General features: G+C 73.0%; 16 protein-coding genes. 8 read left to right on the top strand and 8 right to left on the bottom strand.

Features of this window, described 5'->3' with window-relative positions; all coding sequences use genetic code 11:
• The first annotated feature begins 30 nt into the window (after positions 1 to 30).
• On the top strand, positions 31 to 564 hold the full coding sequence (locus OHS18_RS06315; RefSeq protein ID WP_247051857.1) for a carboxymuconolactone decarboxylase family protein: 534 nt from the start codon (positions 31 to 33) through the stop codon (positions 562 to 564).
• Positions 565 to 624: 60 nt separating this feature from the next.
• Here the strand turns inward: OHS18_RS06315 and OHS18_RS06310 are convergent, their stop codons facing one another.
• The 4 genes from OHS18_RS06310 to OHS18_RS06295 form a co-directional block, all read right to left on the bottom strand.
• The gene (locus tag OHS18_RS06310) at positions 625 to 1,485 is read right to left on the bottom strand and encodes a dioxygenase family protein (protein WP_328616290.1); all 861 of its coding nucleotides are present in this window, start codon (positions 1,483 to 1,485) and stop codon (positions 625 to 627) included.
• Between the two features lie 11 nt (positions 1,486 to 1,496).
• A complete protein-coding gene (locus OHS18_RS06305; protein WP_328616289.1) occupies positions 1,497 to 2,294 on the bottom strand; it encodes a citryl-CoA lyase in 798 nt (265 codons plus the stop codon).
• Complete coding sequence (locus tag OHS18_RS06300) at positions 2,287 to 3,456, bottom strand: CaiB/BaiF CoA transferase family protein (RefSeq protein WP_328616288.1); 1,170 nt, start codon at positions 3,454 to 3,456, stop codon at positions 2,287 to 2,289. The genes OHS18_RS06305 and OHS18_RS06300 overlap by 8 nt, the downstream gene beginning before the upstream one ends.
• A gap of 69 nt (positions 3,457 to 3,525) precedes the next feature.
• Complete coding sequence (locus OHS18_RS06295; protein WP_328455129.1) at positions 3,526 to 4,332, bottom strand: IclR family transcriptional regulator domain-containing protein; 807 nt, start codon at positions 4,330 to 4,332, stop codon at positions 3,526 to 3,528.
• Positions 4,333 to 4,487: 155 nt separating this feature from the next.
• On the opposite strand from OHS18_RS06295, the gene OHS18_RS06290 reads away from it, so the two are divergent.
• On the top strand, positions 4,488 to 5,921 hold the full coding sequence (locus OHS18_RS06290; RefSeq protein WP_328616287.1) for an amidohydrolase family protein: 1,434 nt from the start codon (positions 4,488 to 4,490) through the stop codon (positions 5,919 to 5,921).
• Positions 5,922 to 5,924: 3 nt separating this feature from the next.
• Here the strand turns inward: OHS18_RS06290 and OHS18_RS06285 are convergent, their stop codons facing one another.
• From OHS18_RS06285 to OHS18_RS06270, 4 genes are all read right to left on the bottom strand, one after another.
• Positions 5,925 to 8,813: a helix-turn-helix transcriptional regulator gene (locus OHS18_RS06285; RefSeq protein WP_328616286.1), complete on the bottom strand. Its 2,889-nt coding sequence runs from the start codon at positions 8,811 to 8,813 to the stop codon at positions 5,925 to 5,927.
• Positions 8,814 to 8,880: 67 nt separating this feature from the next.
• Positions 8,881 to 9,054 carry a hypothetical protein gene (locus OHS18_RS06280; protein ID WP_328455135.1) on the bottom strand — a complete coding sequence of 58 codons (174 nt, stop codon included), beginning with the start codon at positions 9,052 to 9,054 and terminating at the stop codon, positions 8,881 to 8,883.
• Between the two features lie 51 nt (positions 9,055 to 9,105).
• Entirely contained in the window at positions 9,106 to 9,285 is a 180-nt protein-coding gene (locus OHS18_RS06275; protein WP_247051849.1) for a hypothetical protein, read from the bottom strand.
• 35 nt (positions 9,286 to 9,320) lie between these two features.
• Positions 9,321 to 12,191: a type 2 lanthipeptide synthetase LanM family protein gene (locus OHS18_RS06270; protein ID WP_328616285.1), complete on the bottom strand. Its 2,871-nt coding sequence runs from the start codon at positions 12,189 to 12,191 to the stop codon at positions 9,321 to 9,323.
• Positions 12,192 to 12,620: 429 nt separating this feature from the next.
• On the opposite strand from OHS18_RS06270, the gene OHS18_RS06265 reads away from it, so the two are divergent.
• The 6 genes from OHS18_RS06265 (at position 12,621) to OHS18_RS06240 (ending at position 18,500) form a co-directional block, all read left to right on the top strand.
• On the top strand, positions 12,621 to 13,106 hold the full coding sequence (locus OHS18_RS06265; protein ID WP_328455139.1) for a cobalamin B12-binding domain-containing protein: 486 nt from the start codon (positions 12,621 to 12,623) through the stop codon (positions 13,104 to 13,106).
• Positions 13,103 to 14,389 carry a methylaspartate mutase gene (locus OHS18_RS06260; protein WP_328455141.1) on the top strand — a complete coding sequence of 429 codons (1,287 nt, stop codon included), beginning with the start codon at positions 13,103 to 13,105 and terminating at the stop codon, positions 14,387 to 14,389. Before OHS18_RS06265 ends, OHS18_RS06260 begins: the two co-directional genes overlap by 4 nt.
• 35 nt (positions 14,390 to 14,424) lie before the next feature.
• Positions 14,425 to 15,417: an asparagine synthetase A gene (locus OHS18_RS06255; RefSeq protein ID WP_328616284.1), complete on the top strand. Its 993-nt coding sequence runs from the start codon at positions 14,425 to 14,427 to the stop codon at positions 15,415 to 15,417.
• Positions 15,414 to 16,667, top strand: coding sequence for a glutamate synthase-related protein (locus tag OHS18_RS06250; protein ID WP_328616283.1), 1,254 nt, complete (start codon positions 15,414 to 15,416; stop codon positions 16,665 to 16,667). Before OHS18_RS06255 ends, OHS18_RS06250 begins: the two co-directional genes overlap by 4 nt.
• Positions 16,668 to 16,866: 199 nt before the next feature.
• Positions 16,867 to 18,297 (top strand): MFS transporter, encoded by a 1,431-nt coding sequence (locus tag OHS18_RS06245; RefSeq protein WP_328616282.1) that lies wholly within the window; start codon positions 16,867 to 16,869, stop codon positions 18,295 to 18,297.
• Entirely contained in the window at positions 18,294 to 18,500 is a 207-nt protein-coding gene (locus tag OHS18_RS06240) for an MbtH family protein (protein WP_323328229.1), read from the top strand. Before OHS18_RS06245 ends, OHS18_RS06240 begins: the two co-directional genes overlap by 4 nt.
• Positions 18,501 to 18,528 lie beyond the last annotated feature (28 nt).

The raw sequence follows: 18,528 nt of genomic DNA, 5'->3' as shown, positions 1-18,528 counted from the left end.
TGGATCTTCCGCTCGCGAGGAGGACAACGCATGCCCCACATCCCGCTCGACCCGGAGCTGCCCGGGATCCGGTCGCTGATGGCCTACCGGCCGGAGACGGCCGTCCCGCTGAACCTCCTGGCCCAGACGCTCCTGCGCGGGCCGAGCAGCCTCACGGTCGGCGAGCGCGAACTCATCGCGACCGTCGTGTCGAACGGCAACGAATGCCGCTTCTGCACCGGCAGCCACGCCGCCACCGCCGCCGAGACCATCGAAGGCGGCCGCGCGGTGGTCGACGCGGCGTGCGCCGGGATCGACGACGCGCCGGTGTCGGAAAAGCTCAAGGCGCTGCTGCGGATCGCGCTGGCCGTGCGGGAGACCGGCCGCAACGTCACCGACGAGCTCGTCGCCGCGGCGCGCGCCCAGGACGCGACCGACCTCGAACTGCACGACACGGTGCTGATCGCGGCCGCGTTCTGCATGTACAACCGCTACGTCGACGGGCTGGCCACGATCGCCCCCGAAGACCCCGCGGCCTACGAGCAGATGGGGAAGGTCCTGGCCGCCGAAGGCTACGGGCGCTGATCAGCCGTGAAGGGCACCCTCAGGGCTGATACAGCCCTGAGGGTGCCCTTCAGGACATCGCTACGCGGGCTGCAGCACGAAGTCGTAGCGCGCCTCGAGCCACGGCCCGTCGCAGTGCCCGCCGTCCGGGGTCGGGCCGGGCTCACGCGGCTCGAACGTGACGACCAGCTCCTGCTTGGTGCCGAACACGACGTCGCTGTCGAGGTACTCGGCGCCCTCCTGGAACAGGTGTGTGATCAGCGGCTCGTACCCGGCCGCGTTGATCAGGAAGTGCACGTGCGCCGGCCGGTAGTGGCTGATGTCGGTGCCGCCGATCAGCTCGCCCACCGGGCCGTCCATCGGGATCGAGTACCCCTTCGGCGCGATCGTGCGCAGGCAGTACGACCCGTCCGCGCGCGTCAGGTACTTCGCCCGCAGCCGGGCCTCGTCGATGTCGGCGATCTGCGACTCGTACGCGCCTTCCTCGTCCGCCTGCCAGACGTCGAGGACCGCGCCGCCGACGGGCGAGCCGTCCAGCCCGGTGACGGTGCCGGTGATGTAGAGCGGCGCGCCCGGGAGGCCGTCGGACATGTCGCCGCCGAACTCCTTCTCCGGTGAGCCGTCGATGTGGAACGGCCCGAGCACCGTCGCCGGTGTCGCCTTCGCGTCGAAGGCGTGGTTCATCTGCACGACCAGCATGCTCAGGCCCAGCACGTCGGAGGCGAGGATGAACTCCTCGCGCTTCTCGTCGCTGATCTGCCCGGTCTCGGTGAGCCACCGCATCGCGGCCATCCACTCGGTCTCGCTCAACCGCACCTCACGGGCGAACGCGTGCAGGTGCCGCACGAGCGCGGCCATCAGCTCCGCGGTCCGCGGGTCGTGCGCGCTCGCCCAGCGCCGCGCGGCGAGCTCGGTGATGTTGTCCTCGGTGACCAGCTGCATCGGCGTTCCTCTCAGACTTCCGGATCCGGGGCGACGGACCGGTTGTTCAGGTCCACCGACAGGAAGATGTCGTTCGCGACGGGATGGCGCAACTCCTCGGCGAGCTGCCCGATCAACCCGGCCGTGCGGGCCAGCAACGCGAACCCCCGCAACAGTTCCAGCGGCAGGCCCAGGTCGGCGAGCGCCGCACCGCAGACACCGGCACCGTTGAGCGGCAGCGTCTTGCCGAGCACCCGCGGGTGCACCCGGCCGATCGCCGCGAACAGCTCCAGGTGCGGCCCGCGCAGGCCCTCTTCGGCGGCGATCTCGAACAGCCGCGCCGTGCGCGGATCGCCGTCCTTGTGCACGTGGTGCCCGAGCCCGGGAACGAATTTCCGTTGTGCGCGCATGCTTTCGACGGTCTTCAACGCGAGCGCGTCCCAGCCGGCTTCGTCGGTGGGCCGCATCTCGGCTTGGGTGAGGACGTCGTGCAGGAACCGGCCGCAGTCCTCGGTGACGCCGAGGAAGCGGGACCCGCCGCCGAGCAGGCCCGCGGCGAGCGCGCCCTGGACCGAGTCGGGCGCCGAGAGGTAGGTCAGCCGGGTGACGATCGCGGTCGGGGTGAAACCGTGATCGGCCAGGGCGGCCAAGACCGCTTCGAAGACCCGCGTCTCGCCTTTCGACGGACGTCGTTGCGTGGCGAGCCAGAACGCCAGCTCGCCGAAGCCGACCTCGCCCATCACGTCCCGGGCGAGGTCCTGGCCGAGCAGGGTGATCTTGTCGCGGCTCGACGCGCCGAGCGCCGTCTCGTACACCGGCTCGTCAGCCATCCTCGTCCTCCCGGGGACTCGTCAGCCACGTCCGCAGCTCGGCGCCGTGCTCGTCCAGCTGCGGCGGCGGCAGCCGGTAGGCGGCGGGGGTGGCGGAGAAGCGGATGGGGTGGCGGGTGGTCGGCACCGCGCGGTCGCCGTCGCCGACCTCGACGATCGGGTCGAGCCCGAACCGTTCGGCCATCGCGAAACCGCCGTCGATGGTGTTGATCGGCCCGCACGGCACACCGACCTTCGTCAGCGCCTCGAACCACTCGACCGCGCCGCGGGTGGCCAGGCGCTCGATCAGCAGCGGCCGGAGCTCTTCGCGGTTCTTCGTGCGGTCGGCGTTGCGGGCGAACCGCGGGTCGTCCGGGACGCCGGGCAGGTCCAGGACCTCGCAGAGCCGGCGGAACTGGCCGTCGTTGGCCGCGGCGACGATCAGGTCGTTGTCCGCCGTGGGCAGCGGCTCGTACGGGAAGACGCTGGGGTGGGCGTTGCCCATCCGGTAGGGCACCACCCCGCCGGCGGCGTAGGCCGAGCTGTGGTTGACCAGCCCGGTCAGCGCCGAGGACAGCAGGTTGACCTCGACGTGCTGGCCTTCCCCGGTCGCGTCGCGGTGGCGCAACGCGGCGAGGATGCCGATCACGGCGTGGTTGCCGGCCATCACGTCGAACACCGAGATCCCGGCGCGGTACGGCGGGCCGTCCGGGTCGCCGGTGAGGCTCATCAGCCCGGAGATGGCCTGCACCATCAGGTCGTACCCGGGCACGTGCCGGCCCTCGCCCGAGCCGAACCCGCTGATCGACGCGTACACCGACCCCGGGTTGGTGGCCTGGACGCTGGCGTAGTCGAGGCCGTACTTGGCCAGCCCGCCCGGCTTGAAGTTCTCGATCAGCACGTCCGCGCGGGCGGCCAGTTCGCGGGCGACGACGGCGTCGGCCTCCTCGCGCAGGTCCAGGGCGATGGAGCGCTTCCCGCGGTTGATGCCGAGGTAGTAGGTGGAGACCTCGCCGCGCACCGGCGGCATCCACGTGCGGGTCTCGTCACCCTGCGGGCCTTCGACCTTGACGACCTCGGCACCCAGGTCGGCCAGCAGCATCGTGGCGTACGGCCCGGCAAGCACCCGGGAGAAGTCCGCGACCAGCAGCCCGGCCAGCGGACCGGCGGCGCTGTTGTCCACCCAAACCTCCCCTTTGTGTCCGTCAGTCGGACGTATGTCCGCCCAGTTTGGGGGAGTGGCCCGCGGTGGTCAAGACGCCGGGACCGTCACGTGCGGGACGTCGGCCAGCCGGGCGAAGTCGGCGCTGATGTCCCCGGCGGTCTGCAGCAGCAGCGGCAGGTGGTGCTCCAGGAGGCGCTCCACGGACGTCTCGGCGGCGTGGCAGTTGACGTTGACGCCGGCGATCACCCGGCCCGAGCCGTCCCGCAGCGGCGCCGCCACCGAGCGGATGCCCAGCGTGAGCTGCTCGTCGGTGAGCGCCCAGCCGCGAGCCCGGACCTGACGCAGCTCGGCGTCGCGCTCGGCCCGGTCCGGCTGCCAGCGCGCAACCAGCCCGGAGCGGGTCGGCTCGGCCAGCACCGCGTCCAGCTCGTCGAGGGACAGGGCGGCGAGCTGCACCTTGCCCAGCGACGTCGGCAGGGCCGGGAACCGGGTGCCGATCTGCACACTGAGCCCGACGATCTTCGGTACCGCCACGCGGGCCACGTAGACGATGTCGGAGCCGTCGAGCTGGGCGATCGAGCAGGACTCGTTCGTGCGGGCGACCAGGCGTTCCAGGTGCGGGCGGGCGACGTCCCACAGGCCCGCCGAGCGGACGTAGGCGACGCCGAGGTCGAGCACCCGCGGGGTCAGGGCGAAGCCGCGGCCGTCGGTGCGGACGTAGCCGAGCTCTTCGAGGGTCAGCAGGATCCGCCGCGCGGTCGGGCGGGCCAGGTTGGTGGCCGTGGCCACCTCGGCCAGCGTCATCGCCTGCTGGTGCGGGCGGAACGCCGTGATCACCTCGAGCCCGCGGGCGAGCGCCTCGATGAAGTCGGGACCGGTTCCCTCGCGTGGCATGCGCGACCTCCCTCTGCGTAACCCTCACCGGCAGCGTAGCGGCGGGGGGCGGCGGGGATTGACAGCGGCGCGGCACTGGGCAAAAGTGACTGCGCCCACCCCATGTCCGTCCAGCGGACGAGTGTACGCAGAAGTGCGTGGAGAACGAGGCAGCGATGACGCAGCCCACCGACGGCCGGCCGGTCCTCCTGCGTGGCGGCACGGTCCTGACCCTCGACGACACCCGCCGGGTCTTGCCCGGCACCGACGTCCTGGTCAGCGGCGACCGGATCGCCGCGATCGGCCCGGCGCTGGAAGCCCCGCCGGGCGCGGTCGAGATCGACGCGACGGACGGGATCGTCATGCCGGGCATGATCGACACCCACCGGCACATGTGGCAGACGGCCATGCGCGGGTACGGCGCCGACTGGACGCTCACCCAGTACTTCGTCTGGTACTACCTGGAGTGGGGCAAGATCTTCCGCCCCGAAGACATCCACGCCGGCAATCTGCTCGGCGCGTGGGAAGCCCTCGAAGCGGGCGTCACGACCACCGTGGACTGGTCCCACGGCCTGCGCACGACCCAGCACGCCGACGCCGCGGCCGACGCGCTCGAATCCGTGCCCGGCCGGTTCGTGCTGGCCTACGGCAACATCCAGGACTCCCCGGCCACCTGGACGGGCACGCCGGAGTTCCGCGACTTCGTCACCCGCCGCACCGGCGGTGACCTGGGCTTCCAGCTCGCCTTCGACGTCACCGGCGACCCGGCGTTCCCGGAGAAGGCGGCGTTCGAGGTGGCGCGCGAGCTGGGAGTGCCGGTGACGACCCACGCGGGCGTCTGGGGCGCGACCGGCGACGACGGCATCCGCCTGATGTACGAGAACGGCTTCATGACGCCGGAGACGACCTACGTCCACGGCGCGTCCCTCTCGGCCGACTCCTACCACCGCATCGCGGCCACCGGCGGCTCCGTGTCGGTGTCGACGGAAAGCGAGCAGAGCGCCGGCCAGGGCTACCCGCCCACCTGGGCCCTGCGCGCGTACGGCATCCCGGTGTCACTGTCGATGGACACGTCGGTCTGGTGGAGCGGCGACCTGTTCTCGGCGATGCGCTCGACCCTGGGCGCGGACCGCTCGCGCGAGCACCTGGAGGCCCACAAACTGGGCGAAACGGTGACGCACGCGGCGTTGCGCGCCGAGCAGGTCGTGGAGTGGGCCACCCGCGGCGGCGCCACGGCCCTGGGCCGCTCAGGTGACTTGGGCAGCCTCGAGGTCGGCAAGAAGGCGGACGTGCTGCTGCTGAAGAACGACGCCTCGCCGGTGTCCTTCCCGCTGCTCAACCCGTACGGCCACGTGGCGTTCCAGGCCCAGCGCGCCGACGTCCACACGGTCCTGGTCGACGGCCGGATCGTGAAGCGCGACGGCCGTCTCGTCGGCGTCGACCTGCCGGCGGTCCGGCGCGAAGTGGAGTCCACAGTGGACTACCTGCGTTCGCAGCTGGGCGAGGAAGCCTGGCGCCAAGGCATGAACCCGGACATCCCGGCGACGAAGGTCCTGGACAACCCGTACACGTACACGAGCTACCAGAGCGACTCCACCCACGGCGGCTGAGGACTACCTCGACCGCGACGCGTACTCCGTCAGCGCCGTGCGGTTCTGCAGGTTCGACTTCGCCATCAGGCTCGCCACGTGCTTCTCCACCGTGCGTGGCGAGATGTGCAGCCGGCGGGCGATGTCCTTGTTGCCCATGTTGTCCGCCAGCAGCTGCAGCACCTCGTACTCGCGGACCGTCACCCCGGCCGAACGCAGGTCGGCCGGGAGGCGGTCGGAGCCTTCGCGGCGCTGGCCCACCGGGGCGCCGATCTTGCGCAGCAGGCCCCGGCACGCGCTCGCCACCGCCGAGATGCCCGCCTGGTGGAAGTACTCCTCGGCCTCTTTGAGCCAGGTCACCGGATCGCCCCAGCCGTCGGCCGCGGCGGACTCGGCGACCATGCGCAGGCCCAGGTGCCGGCTGACCGGGAACAGCGCCGCCGCGTCCACCGCCTGGGCCAGGGCCGCGTCGGCCAGCTCGACCTCGCCCGCGCGGCCGTGCCGGACCGCTTCGCCGAGCAGGACGAACTGGCGGTTCCAGCGCATCCCGCTGACCGCGGCCCGCGGCTCGCCGGGTTCCGGCTCGATCCCGTCGAGGGCCTCGATCAGCAGCCGCAGGCCGTGCTGACCCGCCAGGTGGAAGCGGCTCGGCTGCCGCTCCTCCAGCGCCATCACCTGCGCCAGCTCCCGGCGCGCGCGGTCGGCGTCCTCCTCCAGCAGGGAACAGAACACCTGCGCCAGCCCGACGCTGAGCACCATCTCCTGCGCCGTCCCGCCGCCTTCGGCGCGGAAGTCGTCCAGCGCCAGCTCCATCCGCGGCCGGTCCGCCTGGTGCGCGGCGACCATCGCCCGCGTCATGTGCGTGTACTGCAGCAGCGCGACCAGCCGCAGCCGGCCGAGGACGGCGAGGTTCTCCGCCAGGATCCGGTCCGCCTGCGCGAACTCGCCGCGCATCACCGCGTGCACCGCACGGCTCGCGTCGACCGCGCAGGTCAGCGTGATCGCGCCGGTCCGCTGGGCCTCCGCCCGGGCCAGGTCGAACGTCCGGACGTCGCCCTCGGCCAGCATCCGGTGCCCGCCGAGGCGGACCAGCACCTGGGTCCGCAGGTGCGTCAGCTGGTGCCGCTCGGCCAGCCGCCGCGCCAGCTGCAGGTAGCGCTCGGCCTCCGCGAGATCGGTCTCCAGGGCCACCATGCCGAGCACCTGCAACGCCTGGCACGACACGAACGGCACCCCGGCGCGCTCGGCGACCTGCCACGCCTGCTCGGCGAGCTTGCGGGCCCGTTCGGTGTGGGCCGGGCCGGGGACGTCGAGCCACAGGGTCGCTTCGACGGCGTCGACGGCGGCCCGCTGTTCCTCGGCCATCTCGTCGCCCAGCGGGGCGCGGGCCTGCTCGATCTGGTTGAGGCACTCGTCGTGCCGTCCGGCGATGTAGGCCGCCCAGGCCAGCTGGATGTGCAGGTCGACCGCCCGTTCCAGCCGGCCGAGCTCGGCGAAGCGCGCGGAGAACTCGACGGCCCGGTCGAACTGGCCGGTCTGCCCGAGCGCGTGCAGCAACGCCTCCAGCGCGTCCGCCCGATCCTCGGTGCCCGCCGCCGCCAGCAGCTCGACCGCGCGGGTCAGCATCGTCACCGCCGTGTCGGCGGCCCCGCCGTCACGCGCGCGGCGGCCGGCTTCGGCGAACAGCCGCCCGGCGCCGGGGTGGTCCATCGCGGTCAGCCGCAGCGACGCGGCCAGTGCGCACAGCTCACCGGGCAGCCCCGGGTGCAGCAGTTCGACGGCGTCGGCGGCCTTGCGGGCCAGGTTCGCCTTCGTCGAGGGCACCAGCCGTGACAGCAGCGCTTCGGCCGTGAGGGGATGCCGGAAGGCATACCAGCCGGGCGTGGTCTCGTCGGTGGTGACCAGGTGGGCGGCGACGCTCGCGCTGATGTGGTTGTGCAGCATCCGGTCGTCCATGTCGGTCACCGCCTGCACCACCGACAGCGGGAACCGCCGCCCGAGCACCGCGGCCACCGACAGCAGCGTCTCGCCGTCCGAGCCGAGCGCGTCGACCCGGGTGGCGATGCTGCTGATCAGCGCCTCGGGCACCCGGGCCTGGAGTTCGCCGACCACTTGCCAGCCGCCCGGCCCGCCGACGAGCAGGCCGTCGCCGAGCATCCCGTGCAGCAGCTCTTCGACGACGAACGGGACGCCTTCGCTGTTCTGCCACAGCAGGTTCGCGACGGCGGCCGGCACCGCGTCCGGTTCGGTCTCCAGGCACGCCGCCGCGAACTCGCGGGTGCGGGCGGCGTTCAGTCTGGTCAGCTCGAAGGTGTGGCTCGACGACCGTTGCGACGCCGCCGTGGCCAGCCGCAGGGCCTCGCCGGGCTCGTTGCGCAGGGTGCCGATCAGCATCACCTTGCCCGACGCGAGGTTGTCCACCAGGTACTCGACGATGAACAACGTCTCGGCGTCGGCGTTGTGCAGGTCCTCCAGCACGATCAGGCAGCCCTCGGCCCGCCCGGCCACCGACAGCAGCCGGAAGACGGCCTCGGCCAGCACCATCAGCGAGCCGTTGTCGTGCGGGCGGTCGCCGCGGTACCAGTCGGGCACCAGCCGGGCGAGCACCGGCACCAGCGGGTCGAGCTCCGGCGCGGCGGGCGGGTGCCCGCCGCGGAAGTGCGACAACAGGGCCTCGGCGAGCGGGCGGAACGGCACCATCGGCCCGATCGAGCTGGCCCGTCCGCGCAGCACCGGCATCCCGGTCGCCAGTGCCCGCGCGGCGACGTCGGCGGCGAGCCGGGACTTCCCGATCCCGCCTTCGCCGACAAGGAAGAAGGCCCCACCGTGGTCGGTGCGGGCCTTCTCCAGAGCCTGGGACAGTGCGCCGAGCTCCCTGTCCCGCCCGATGAGGCGCGTCGAACGGATGCCCATTGGCGTGACTATAGCCGGAAGGATCGCGTCCGGATGTCCGTCGAAATACCGGCGGGACGGTGTCTCACTATTCGGTGAAACCGCCGGTGACGACCGTGATGTCGAACGTCGTCAACGAATTCATCGATGCCTTCGGGGCCCGGCCGGACAGTGCGTGGTTGCGGGCGCCGGTCCGGGCGGAAGACGGGAGGGTCAAGTCGCCGATCGGGTTGTCGGTGCCGGCGAAGTCGTGCTCGGACATGCGGGTGTCTCCACTCTCGGTAGTACTTGCGGGTGCTGGACGGACGAACGGTCAGAGGGCGAAAGTGCCGTTGGTGACGACGGTGGGTTCACCGAGCGTCTCCAATGTGATCCCGGACAACCGGGGCCGCGCCCCGGCCAGCGCCTGGTTGCGCGCGCCGGCGCGGTTCGCGCGCGGGAGCACCAGGGCGCCGACGGTGGCTTCGACGGTCTCGGCGGTGATTTCGGGCATCGTGCGTTTCTCCTCGTGAAGGTGGGGCGGGACGGTCAGCGAGTCGGCGGTTGCAGGAGCAGGGCGGACGGGACGCGCGGGCCGAAGCCCAGGCGCAGCAGGCCGTAGCCGATCCCGGCCAGGCCGGTCAGCAGGCCCGGCGACGGCACGGCGTCGGGGGTGCCGCAGCGCGCGCCGTCCTGCTCGACGGCGGTCAGCAGCTGCCCGGTCCGGCGCTCCACGGCGGCCGCGGCGCCGGCGTGGCCGGTTTCGGCCAGGACGCCGAGAACGTCGGTGATGCCGGTTTCGCCGTGGCACAGGCTCAGGTCGCGCAGCGGGTCCTGGGCGGCCAGGCGCCGGACCTGCTCGTCGAGACCACCGAAGACGGCGGCGTCGTCGGGCTCGCCCGCGTAGGCGAGGACCTGCCCGGCCAGGCCGGAGCACCAGCCGTGCCCGGTCGCCGCGGTCGCGGGCGGCAGGGTCGCCGTCTCCCGCGGGTGCCCGAGCAGGGCCCAGTCGACGCCGGCCGCGCCGTGCGCGAACCCGGGGTCGGCCAGGTCGGGGTCGATGGAACGGCCGGCGAGCTCCGTGGCGTAGGCGTCGGCCAGCAGCGCCGCGCTCGCGAGCCCGGTCTGGGCGGCGACCGAGCGCAGCGCGACCAGGCCGCCGGCGAGACCGGTGGTGAACCGCGGTGACGTCGCCGGTGTCGCGCCCGGCATCACCGCGATGGTCCGGGCGGCCAGGTCCAGCAGGTCGGGCCGGGCGAGCAGGCGCGAAAGCCGGGCCAGCGCGTAGGCGACACCGCCGAGGCCGAGCAGGCCGCCGCAGCCGGCCGCCTCCGCGAGCTCCGGATCGGCTTCCAGCTCCGACACCAGCCACGGCAAGCCGGACAGGGCCTTCCCGGCCAGGTCGTGGTAGCGGTCGATGCCGGTCAGTTCGGCCAGCTGGGCCAGGAACAGCGCGACGCCGGTGTAGCCCTCGCCGAGCCCGGCGCCCATCGGCAGCACGGCCCAGTACTTCTCGTCGACCAGCTCCAGCCCGACCCAGTTGACCCGGCCGCCGGCCGAGGAGGCGCGGGCGATGATGGCGTCGGCGATCCCGCACGCGGCCGAGAGCAGGTGCGCGGGTTCGGGGCTCTTGCTCGGCAGGACGCCGTCGGTGACACCGGTGCCGGCGTGGGTCTCCTCGTCCGGCCGGGTGGCCAGCGCGGCGGAGATCAGCCACTCCTGGTCGCGACGGTCGATCGTGGTCATCCCGGCGATCTTCGCCAGCACCGACGCCAGCGGCGTCACGCTCAGCATGTCGGGCAGCCGCTGACCTTCGGCGTCCCAGAGGTCGGTCGAACCGGGTTCGCCGGTGAACATCGGGACGTCACCGGCCCACAGGTCGGTGAGCTCCGCGGCGACCAGGCCGCGGCGGACGTCGTCGGTGCTGTCGTCGTTCAGCAGCGCGAACGCCTCGTCGCGCTCGGCCGCGTCGGCCAGCAGCGACGGGTGCGTCGTCTCGTCCAGCATCCGCGCGTAGAAGCTGGTCGGGCGGACCAGGACGCGGATCTTGTGCGCGGCGCAGCGGTCCAGCAGGGGCGCCAGCTCGGCCGCGCCGTCGGCGATGGCGTCGTACCCGGCGCGGAACCCGGCCAGCAACGCGGCGCCGTGCTCGGCCGGTTCGACGTCGACCCCGCCGAGGGTGGGCCGGTTGACACCGGCGCCGGGCCCGCCGGGGACGCGGGCCAGCCGCATCCGGTCGGTGCCCGGCTCCAGCCAGTCGACGCGCTCGAGCGCCGGGGTGGTGACACGGCCGCCGCCGAGGCCGGAGATGTCGACCGCGCCGTGCTCGCCGACGATCATCTGCGGCAGCAGCATCGTCCGGTGCACCGAACGGGCCAGCAGCGTCGACGCGGGGTCGGCGTCGGTGTCCTCCGCCGCCAGCACGGGCTGGAACAGCGTCTCGATGTCGATCAGCACCGGCTGGTCGCCGGCCGCGATGATGTTCTCGAAGTGCACGTCGGTGCCGTCGAGGGCGTGCAGCAGAGCCAGCAGCACGCCCTGGCGGCGGTAGAAGCGGTCGACCTCGGTCAGGTCCGCGCACGGCCGGTGCTCGACGAACCGGAGCCAGCCGTACCCGGGTCGCACCAGCACGTCGACGGTTTCCAGTTCAAGGCCGGGCACGCGCGGGTTGAGCCAGGCGACGACGTCGGTGAACGCCGCGTGCAGACCCAGCGTCCGCGGCTTGTAGACGACCCGGTCGCCGCCGGCGAAGCGCAGTTCGCGGACCGAGCGGCCGCGCTGGTGCGCGTCGCCGGTGCCGCCGGTGATCTCGACCAGCCGGCCGAGGCCGGCGGTGCCGACGAGCCCGGCCAGCGCGCCACGGTCGGCGGTGTAGCGGCCGAGCAGCTCGGTGGCCGATTCGATCGCGTACAGCCCGGCCTGCGCGGCGAGGCGCGCCAGCACGGGGTAGCGGTGCAGCAGATCCGTGAGCCCGGCGGTGGTGCCGGTCTGGCGGACGAAGTCGGCGAAGCGTTCTTCCGCGGTCTCCCCGGTGAGCCGGCCGGCGCGGCGGGCCCGGCCGAGCTCCAGCACCAGCGTGCGGGCGGCGAGCCCGGCGAGCTGGTGCCCCAGCTGCGCGGCGCAGCCGTCCGCGACCGCCGTGACGTCGACGGCGGGAGCGCCTGCTGCGGCGTCGGTGATCGCGGCGCGGACCGCGCCGACGAACGGGTGGAACACGGACGCGAACGCCGTGCGCCAGGTCGGGCCGGGCGTCGGCGCGGTGGGTGCCGCCGAGGCGAGCGCGGTCTCGGCGAAGTCCACCCACGCGGGGCGGAGGCCGTCGGACCGCCGCTCACGCGGGGTGAGGCCCGCCGCCCACCAAGTGGGCGGAAGCTTCGTCGTCGCCGGGTTCGGCTGCGGGGGAATCACGAGATCGAGCATGCCAGCGGGTGACCCGGGTTACATGGGGGTGCTATGCCCGCATTCCGGCGGCGGCTGGGGGCGTCCTGGGGGCTTATGGGGGCACGGCCGGGAAAACCCCTGGTCGCCTCTCCGTTCGCTGGTCCGGACGGACGTGGCGGTTGGGCCGTTCGGCGGGCGGGCGAGATGGGGGTCCGGCCGGGATTCCGGGCCGCCGGGACGGCGCGCACCACCCAGGTGGGTCAGCCCGCCCCACCGGGTTCCGCACTCGCGCGCGCGAGCGCGACGCCCGCACGCGAGGCGGTCATGGGGGCGCGCCGCCTCGCCGGAATGCGGGGACGCGGCACCCATGTGCCCGGGGCGCCAGGCGATGACCATTCGTCGTGACAGTTCGTGGCCCGCACCCGCCGCGCCGCGGACGTTCCCCGAACTCAAGGGAGCGAGCGCACGATGACCACCTTCCAGATCGAGCAGCACCCCGACCGGCCCGGTGTGGCCGGGCGGCGGCCGCTCAAATTCGTCCTCTCCAGCGTCCAGTCCGACTCGCACATGTGGAACCTCGTCGCCCTCCAGCTGATCATGGAGGAGATGGGCCACGAGGTGCTCAACCTCGGGGCCTGCGTCACGGTCGAGCGGCTGCTGGCCGCCTGCCGCGACGAACGGCCGGACTGCCTGGTGATCAGCACCATCAACGGCCACGGTCACGTCGACGGCGCCCGGGTGATCTCCGCCCTGCGCGCCGACCCCGAGCTGGCCGCGCTGCCCGCCGTCATCGGCGGCAAGCTCGGCGTCCGCGGCGACGCCAACAGCGAGCTGCAGGCCGAACTGCTGGCGCTGGGCTACGACGCGGTGTTCCACGTCGGTGCCGGCGACTCCGGCCAGGCGATCGAGTCCTTCCGCGAGTTCGTCGCCGCGAACGTCCGGACGTTGCGGTGAGCGCTGCCCGGTCGGTGTTCAGCAGCTTCGTGGCCGAGCACCGCCGCAGCCGGACGCTGCTCGTCCAGCCGCGGATGGGGTTCTCCGACCCGGCCATGATGCGCCGCGGGCTGCACGCGGTCGCCGAGGCCGGGGTGCCGGCCGTCGGCACCGTGACGCTCGACAGCTACACCCGCACCGGGCAGCACGACCTCGCCGCCATGTCGCTCGAATCCGGCGTCCAGCTCAACGGCTACCCGCTGGTCGCGCTCGGCACCGGCGTCACCACCGACCTGCTCGACGGGCTCTTCGGCCCACGGTTCCCGGTCCAGGTCCGGCACGGCTCGGCCCAGCCCGAGGACATCTTCGCCGCGATGCTCGAAGCCGGGCTGGACGCCTCCGAAGGCGGCCCGGTGTCCTACTGCCTGCCCTACAGCAGCGTGCCGCTGCGCACGGCGACGGCGTCCTGGTCCCGGTCGGCGACGCTGCTCGCGGCCCAGGCCGACCGCGGGATCCTCTGCCACCTGGAGAGCTTCGGCGGCTGCATGCTCGGGCAGCTGTGCCCGCCCGGGCTGCTCGTGGCGCTCTCGGTATTGGAGTGCCTGTTCTTCGCCGAACACGGCGTCCGCAGCGTGTCCGCCAGCTACGCCCAGCAGACCAGCCCCGAGCAGGACGCCGAAGCGCTGTGGGCGATGCGGCGGCTGTGCGCCGAAGAACTGGTGGACGTCGATTACCACGTCGTCCTCTACACCTACATGGGCCTGTTCCCGGAAACCCCGGCCGGGGCGCGGGAACTGCTGGCCGAGAGCGTGCGGCTGGCCGTGCGCACCGGCACCGAGCGGCTGATCGTCAAGACCACCGCCGAGGCCCACCGGATCCCGACCGTCGAAGAGAACGTCGACGCGCTGCGGCTGGCCCACGCCACCGCGCTCGACCAGCCCGCGCCCGGTCCGCCGCCGACCGGGGACACCGAGGTCTACCTGCAGGCCCGCCTGCTCGTCGACGAGGTGCGTTCGCTGGCCCCGACGATCGCCGAGGCGCTGCCGGCGGCGTTCGAACGCGGCCTGCTCGACGTCCCGTACTGCCTGCACCCCGACAACGGCAACGAAACCCGGTGCGTGCTCGACGACGAAGGCCGCCTGCAGTGGTGGCACACCGGGCGGATGCCACTGCCCGCCGCGCTCGGCGGCCGCCGCAGCCGCGACCGGGTCAGCGCGACCCGGATGCTCGCCGACCTGTCCTACCACCGGCGGCGGCTCGATCCCGTCCTGCCGGGCCCGAGCACCGAACCCGCCCGCGCCTGAACCACCTCTGCCGACCAGCTGGGAGTGAAATCGCCATGGAGTACAACGATTCCGCCGTGCCGCCGGACCCGCGGACGCACCTGACCTCGGAGACGACCAAGCACGTGCTGCGGCTGCAGCACCGGATGCTCACCGAGGCCCGCGCGTTCCTCGGCGGCCGCGGCTTCGTCGAGCTGCTGCCGCCGGTGATCGGGCCGGTCACCGACCCGGGCGGCCGCGGCGCGAAGCAGGTGGACATCGACTACTACGGCCACCGCTACAAGCTGATGACCAGCGCGATCCTCTACAAGCAGGCCTCACTGCTGGGCTTCGGCAAGATCTTCTACGTCGCCCCGAACGTCCGCCTCGAACCGCTGGAGACGGCCAACACCAGCCGGCACCTCGCCGAGTTCCACCAGCTCGACGTCGAGGTCTCCGGCGCCACCCGCGACGACGTCCTCGACCTGCTGCAGGACCTCGTCACCCACGTGGTGCGCCGGGTCGTCGACGACGCCGGCGACGTGCTGGAGGCCCTCGGCCGCGACTCGGGCGCGTTCACCGACCTGCTCGGCGGCGCGTTCGGCCGGCTGTCGCACACGACCGCCGTCGAGACCCTGCGCGAACTGGGTCACCCGCAGAGCGCGGACGCCGAGATCGACTGGGCGGGCGAGGCGATCCTGTCGGACAAGCACGCCCGGCCGTTCTTCCTCGTCGACTACCCCAAGGGTTCCCGCGGGTTCTACGACCGCGAAGCCACGACGCAGCCCGGGATCCTGCGCAACTTCGACCTGATCGCGCCGGAGGGTTACGGCGAGCTGTGCAGCGGCAGCGAACGCGAGCACGAGTACGGCCGGATCGTCACGCGGATGCGCGAGACGGGGGAGAACCCGGCCAAGTACGCCTGGTACCTCGACCTCGTCCGCGAAGGCATCCCGGCCAGCTCCGGGTTCGGCCTCGGCATCCAGCGGTTCACCCGCTACGTCGCCGGGCTCGACGCGGTGTGGCAGGCGACGGCGTTCCCGAAGCTGCCGGGCGTGGTGTCGCCGTGACCGCGCTGCACGCCGGGGGCTTCCCCGAGGACGACGTCCGGGCGCGGGCCCGGCTGGGTGCGGCGGCGGTCTTCCCACCGGCGGCCGAGTACGGGACGACGCTGTTCGGCGCTGCCTCCGGTGTTTCCGACGATGTCCTGGAGTCGGCGCGGCTGGTGCCGCCGGTGTTCCTGCCGCGGCGGCTGGAGAAGCTGATCGAGCTGGGCCGCGAGCCGCTGTACGGCGACGTCGCCCTCGACACGGTGATCGGCGGGTTCGCTTCGGCGCTGCCGCTGTACCTCTCGGCGTTCGGGTCGACGCAGGTCGCGGGGGCCGGGCTCGGCGCGGCGGCGAGTGCGCAGGCCGCGCGGCTCGGCATCCCGATGGTGGTCGGCGAGAACGTCGTCCCGGTCCACGGCCACGGCCGCACGGGTGGGGCCGAGGCGGGCACGTTGCTGGAGCGCCTGCGGGCCTACGGCGACGCGGTCCCGGACGGTCTCGGCGGCGTCGTCGTGCAGCAGAGCACCGAAGACGCCGATGCCGAAGTCTGGAACCTGGTGTATTCGGACCCCTCGGCGGCGCCCCTGCTGGATTCGGGGCGGCTGGCGTTCGAGCTGAAGGTGGGGCAGGGCGCGAAGCCCGGTCTCGGCGGGATGACCCTGGTCGACTCCGCTTCGGCGGATCGGCTCGCCGAGCAGTACACAGTGGACCTCGCATTGGGTGAGGGTGTGCTGCGCAGCAGCAGCCCCGGGACGTTCACCTCGGAGATCCTGCGTCAGCAGATCCGCTTGATGCGCAACAACTTCCCGCGCGCCGGTGTGTGGGTGAAGCTGCTCCCGGGCCGCGACGTCGCCGCGGCGGCCACGGTCGCCTGGGCGGCCGGCGCGGACGCGGTGACCGTCGACGGCGCCGAAGGCGGCACGGGCTGGGCGCCCACGGCGTTCCTCGGCGTCGGTCTCCCTCTCGCCGAGTGCCTGTCCCGGATCGGCACGCCGGCCGGTTGCCTGCTGACGTCCGGCCGGATGTGGGAAGGCACCCGGGTCGCGAAGGTCCTGGCCCTGGGCGCGCGAGCGGCCGGTCTCGGCCGGGCGGCGCTGCTGGCGGTGGACACCGACCCCCGCGAGGGCCTGGTCCGGTTCGTGGAGGCTTTGACGCTGGAACTGCGGCTGTTGATCAGCGCGCTGGGCCAGTACCGCGCGGACGCGCTGACCCGGGACGACGTGTGGTTCCCGGGCGAGGCGACCCAGGTCCGCGAGCAGGTGCTGTCATGAGCGCCCGGGTTGCGAGTCTGCCGCGGCTTGTCGTGAGTGATAAGTCGGGTTCTAACCCTCCTCAACACTCACGACCGGCTGCCGGGCCTTGCGGCATGGCCGAGCCGCTGACCCACTCGGTGGCGATTCCGCCGCAGCTGGTCTGCGCGACCGGACGCGTCGCATCGGGTGGGTTCGCCTTCTCCGCCGGGGGTGTGGCATGACCGCCGAACCGGCGAGCCTGCCGGTTGTCGCCGCGGCCGAGCCGCCCACCACGGCCGGACCGGCGAGCGTGCTGCCTGCCGCGGCCGCGGGCGAGTTGCGTGCTGCAGCCGGACCGGCGAGTGTGCTGCCTGCCGCCGCCACGCCGGGAGCCGCTGCGGCCGGGTCGCGCACGGCAGCCGAATCCGGAGCCACCGAGCCTGGTGTCGCGGCAACCCCGCGGCAGTCCCGTGCCGCGTTACCTGCTCCTTTCCTCGGGCTGGTGCTCGCCATGGGGTTGTCCTCCTTCGGGGACGCCGTCTGGCTGATCGCCCTCTCCGTGACCCTCGTCGGGTCCGCCGGGCCCGCGGTCGCCGGGCTCGTGCTCGCCCTCGGGTCCCTGCCCAAGGTGCTCACCCTGCTCGTCGGCGGCGCCGTCGCCGACCGGACCGGGCCGCGGCGGGTGCTCATCACCACCGACCTGGTCCGGGCCGGGGCCATGGTCACCGGGGCCGTCTGCGTGCTGTTCGCCGGACCTTCGCTGCCGCTGCTGACCGGGCTGATCGTCGTCATGGCTGTCGCGAGCGCCTTCTTCATCCCGGCCTCCGACGCGCTGCGGCCCAACCTCCTGCCGCCCGAGCACCTCGTGCGGGGCAACGCCGTCTACCTCGCCGCCGTGCGTGGGGGACAGGCCGCCGGTGGGGCACTCGGGTCGTGGCTGGCCGGGCTCGGCGGGCTCGTCACCGTCGCCGTGGTCAACGGGGTCAGCTTCCTCGTCTCCGCCGTCGCCGCCGGGAACACCAAGACCCTCGCGCCGGCGCAGCCCCGCGAACGCGTCCGGGTCAAGCAGCTCCTCAAGGACGTCGGTGAAGGCTGCCGCTACGTCGCCGTCCGCCCCGCCCTGCGCACCGCCATGATCGTCACCGGGCTCCTCGAACTCAGCGGCGCCGGGCCGATCAACCTCGGGCTCGTCCTGCTCGGCGGCCAGAAAGGCGCCGGCTGGCTGCTCACCGCGATGACGCTCGGCGCGTCGCTGGCCTTCGTCGTCTCGGTCAAGTGGCCACCCCGCGAACGCGCCGGGCTGCTGGCGACGTGCGGGCTCGGCGCCCAGGTCGGGTGCCTGGCCCTGCTCGCGACCGGGTCCCTGGCCGTCAGCATCGCCGCGTTCTTCGCACTCGGCCTGGTCGCCGGGCTCACCGCGCTGGTCCTGGTGTCGCTGGCCCAGCGGTGGTCCGCGCCGGAGATGCGCGGCCGGGTCATGTCGATCCTCGCGCTGTTCACCCTGGCCGCCACCCCGATCGGCAACCTGCTGATCGGCCTGCTGGTCGAGACGCTCGGCGTCCCGCTCACCATGTTCGCCCACGCCGCGGTCGCGCTCGTCGCGTTCGCCCTGCTCGTCGCCACCCCGGCACTCGGCCGGGCCGCACTCACAGAGGAGAAGAAGTCATGAGCAACCCCTTCGAAGACGAGAACGGCACCTTCCTGGTCCTGGTCAACGACGAGAACCAGCACTCGCTCTGGCCGTCCACTGTGGACGTCCCGGCCGGCTGGCGCACCGTGCACGGCGAGGACACCCGCGCCGCCTGCCTCGAGTACGTCGAGACGCACTGGACCGACCTGCGTCCGGCGAGCCTCGTCGCCTCGATGCGCTGACCCCTTCCCCGCCGGCAGATTCGAACTG

The organism is Amycolatopsis sp. NBC_00355 (assembly GCF_036104975.1).
GTDB lineage: Bacteria > Actinomycetota > Actinomycetes > Mycobacteriales > Pseudonocardiaceae > Amycolatopsis.
This window is presented reverse-complemented; position numbering and strand designations above follow the sequence as displayed.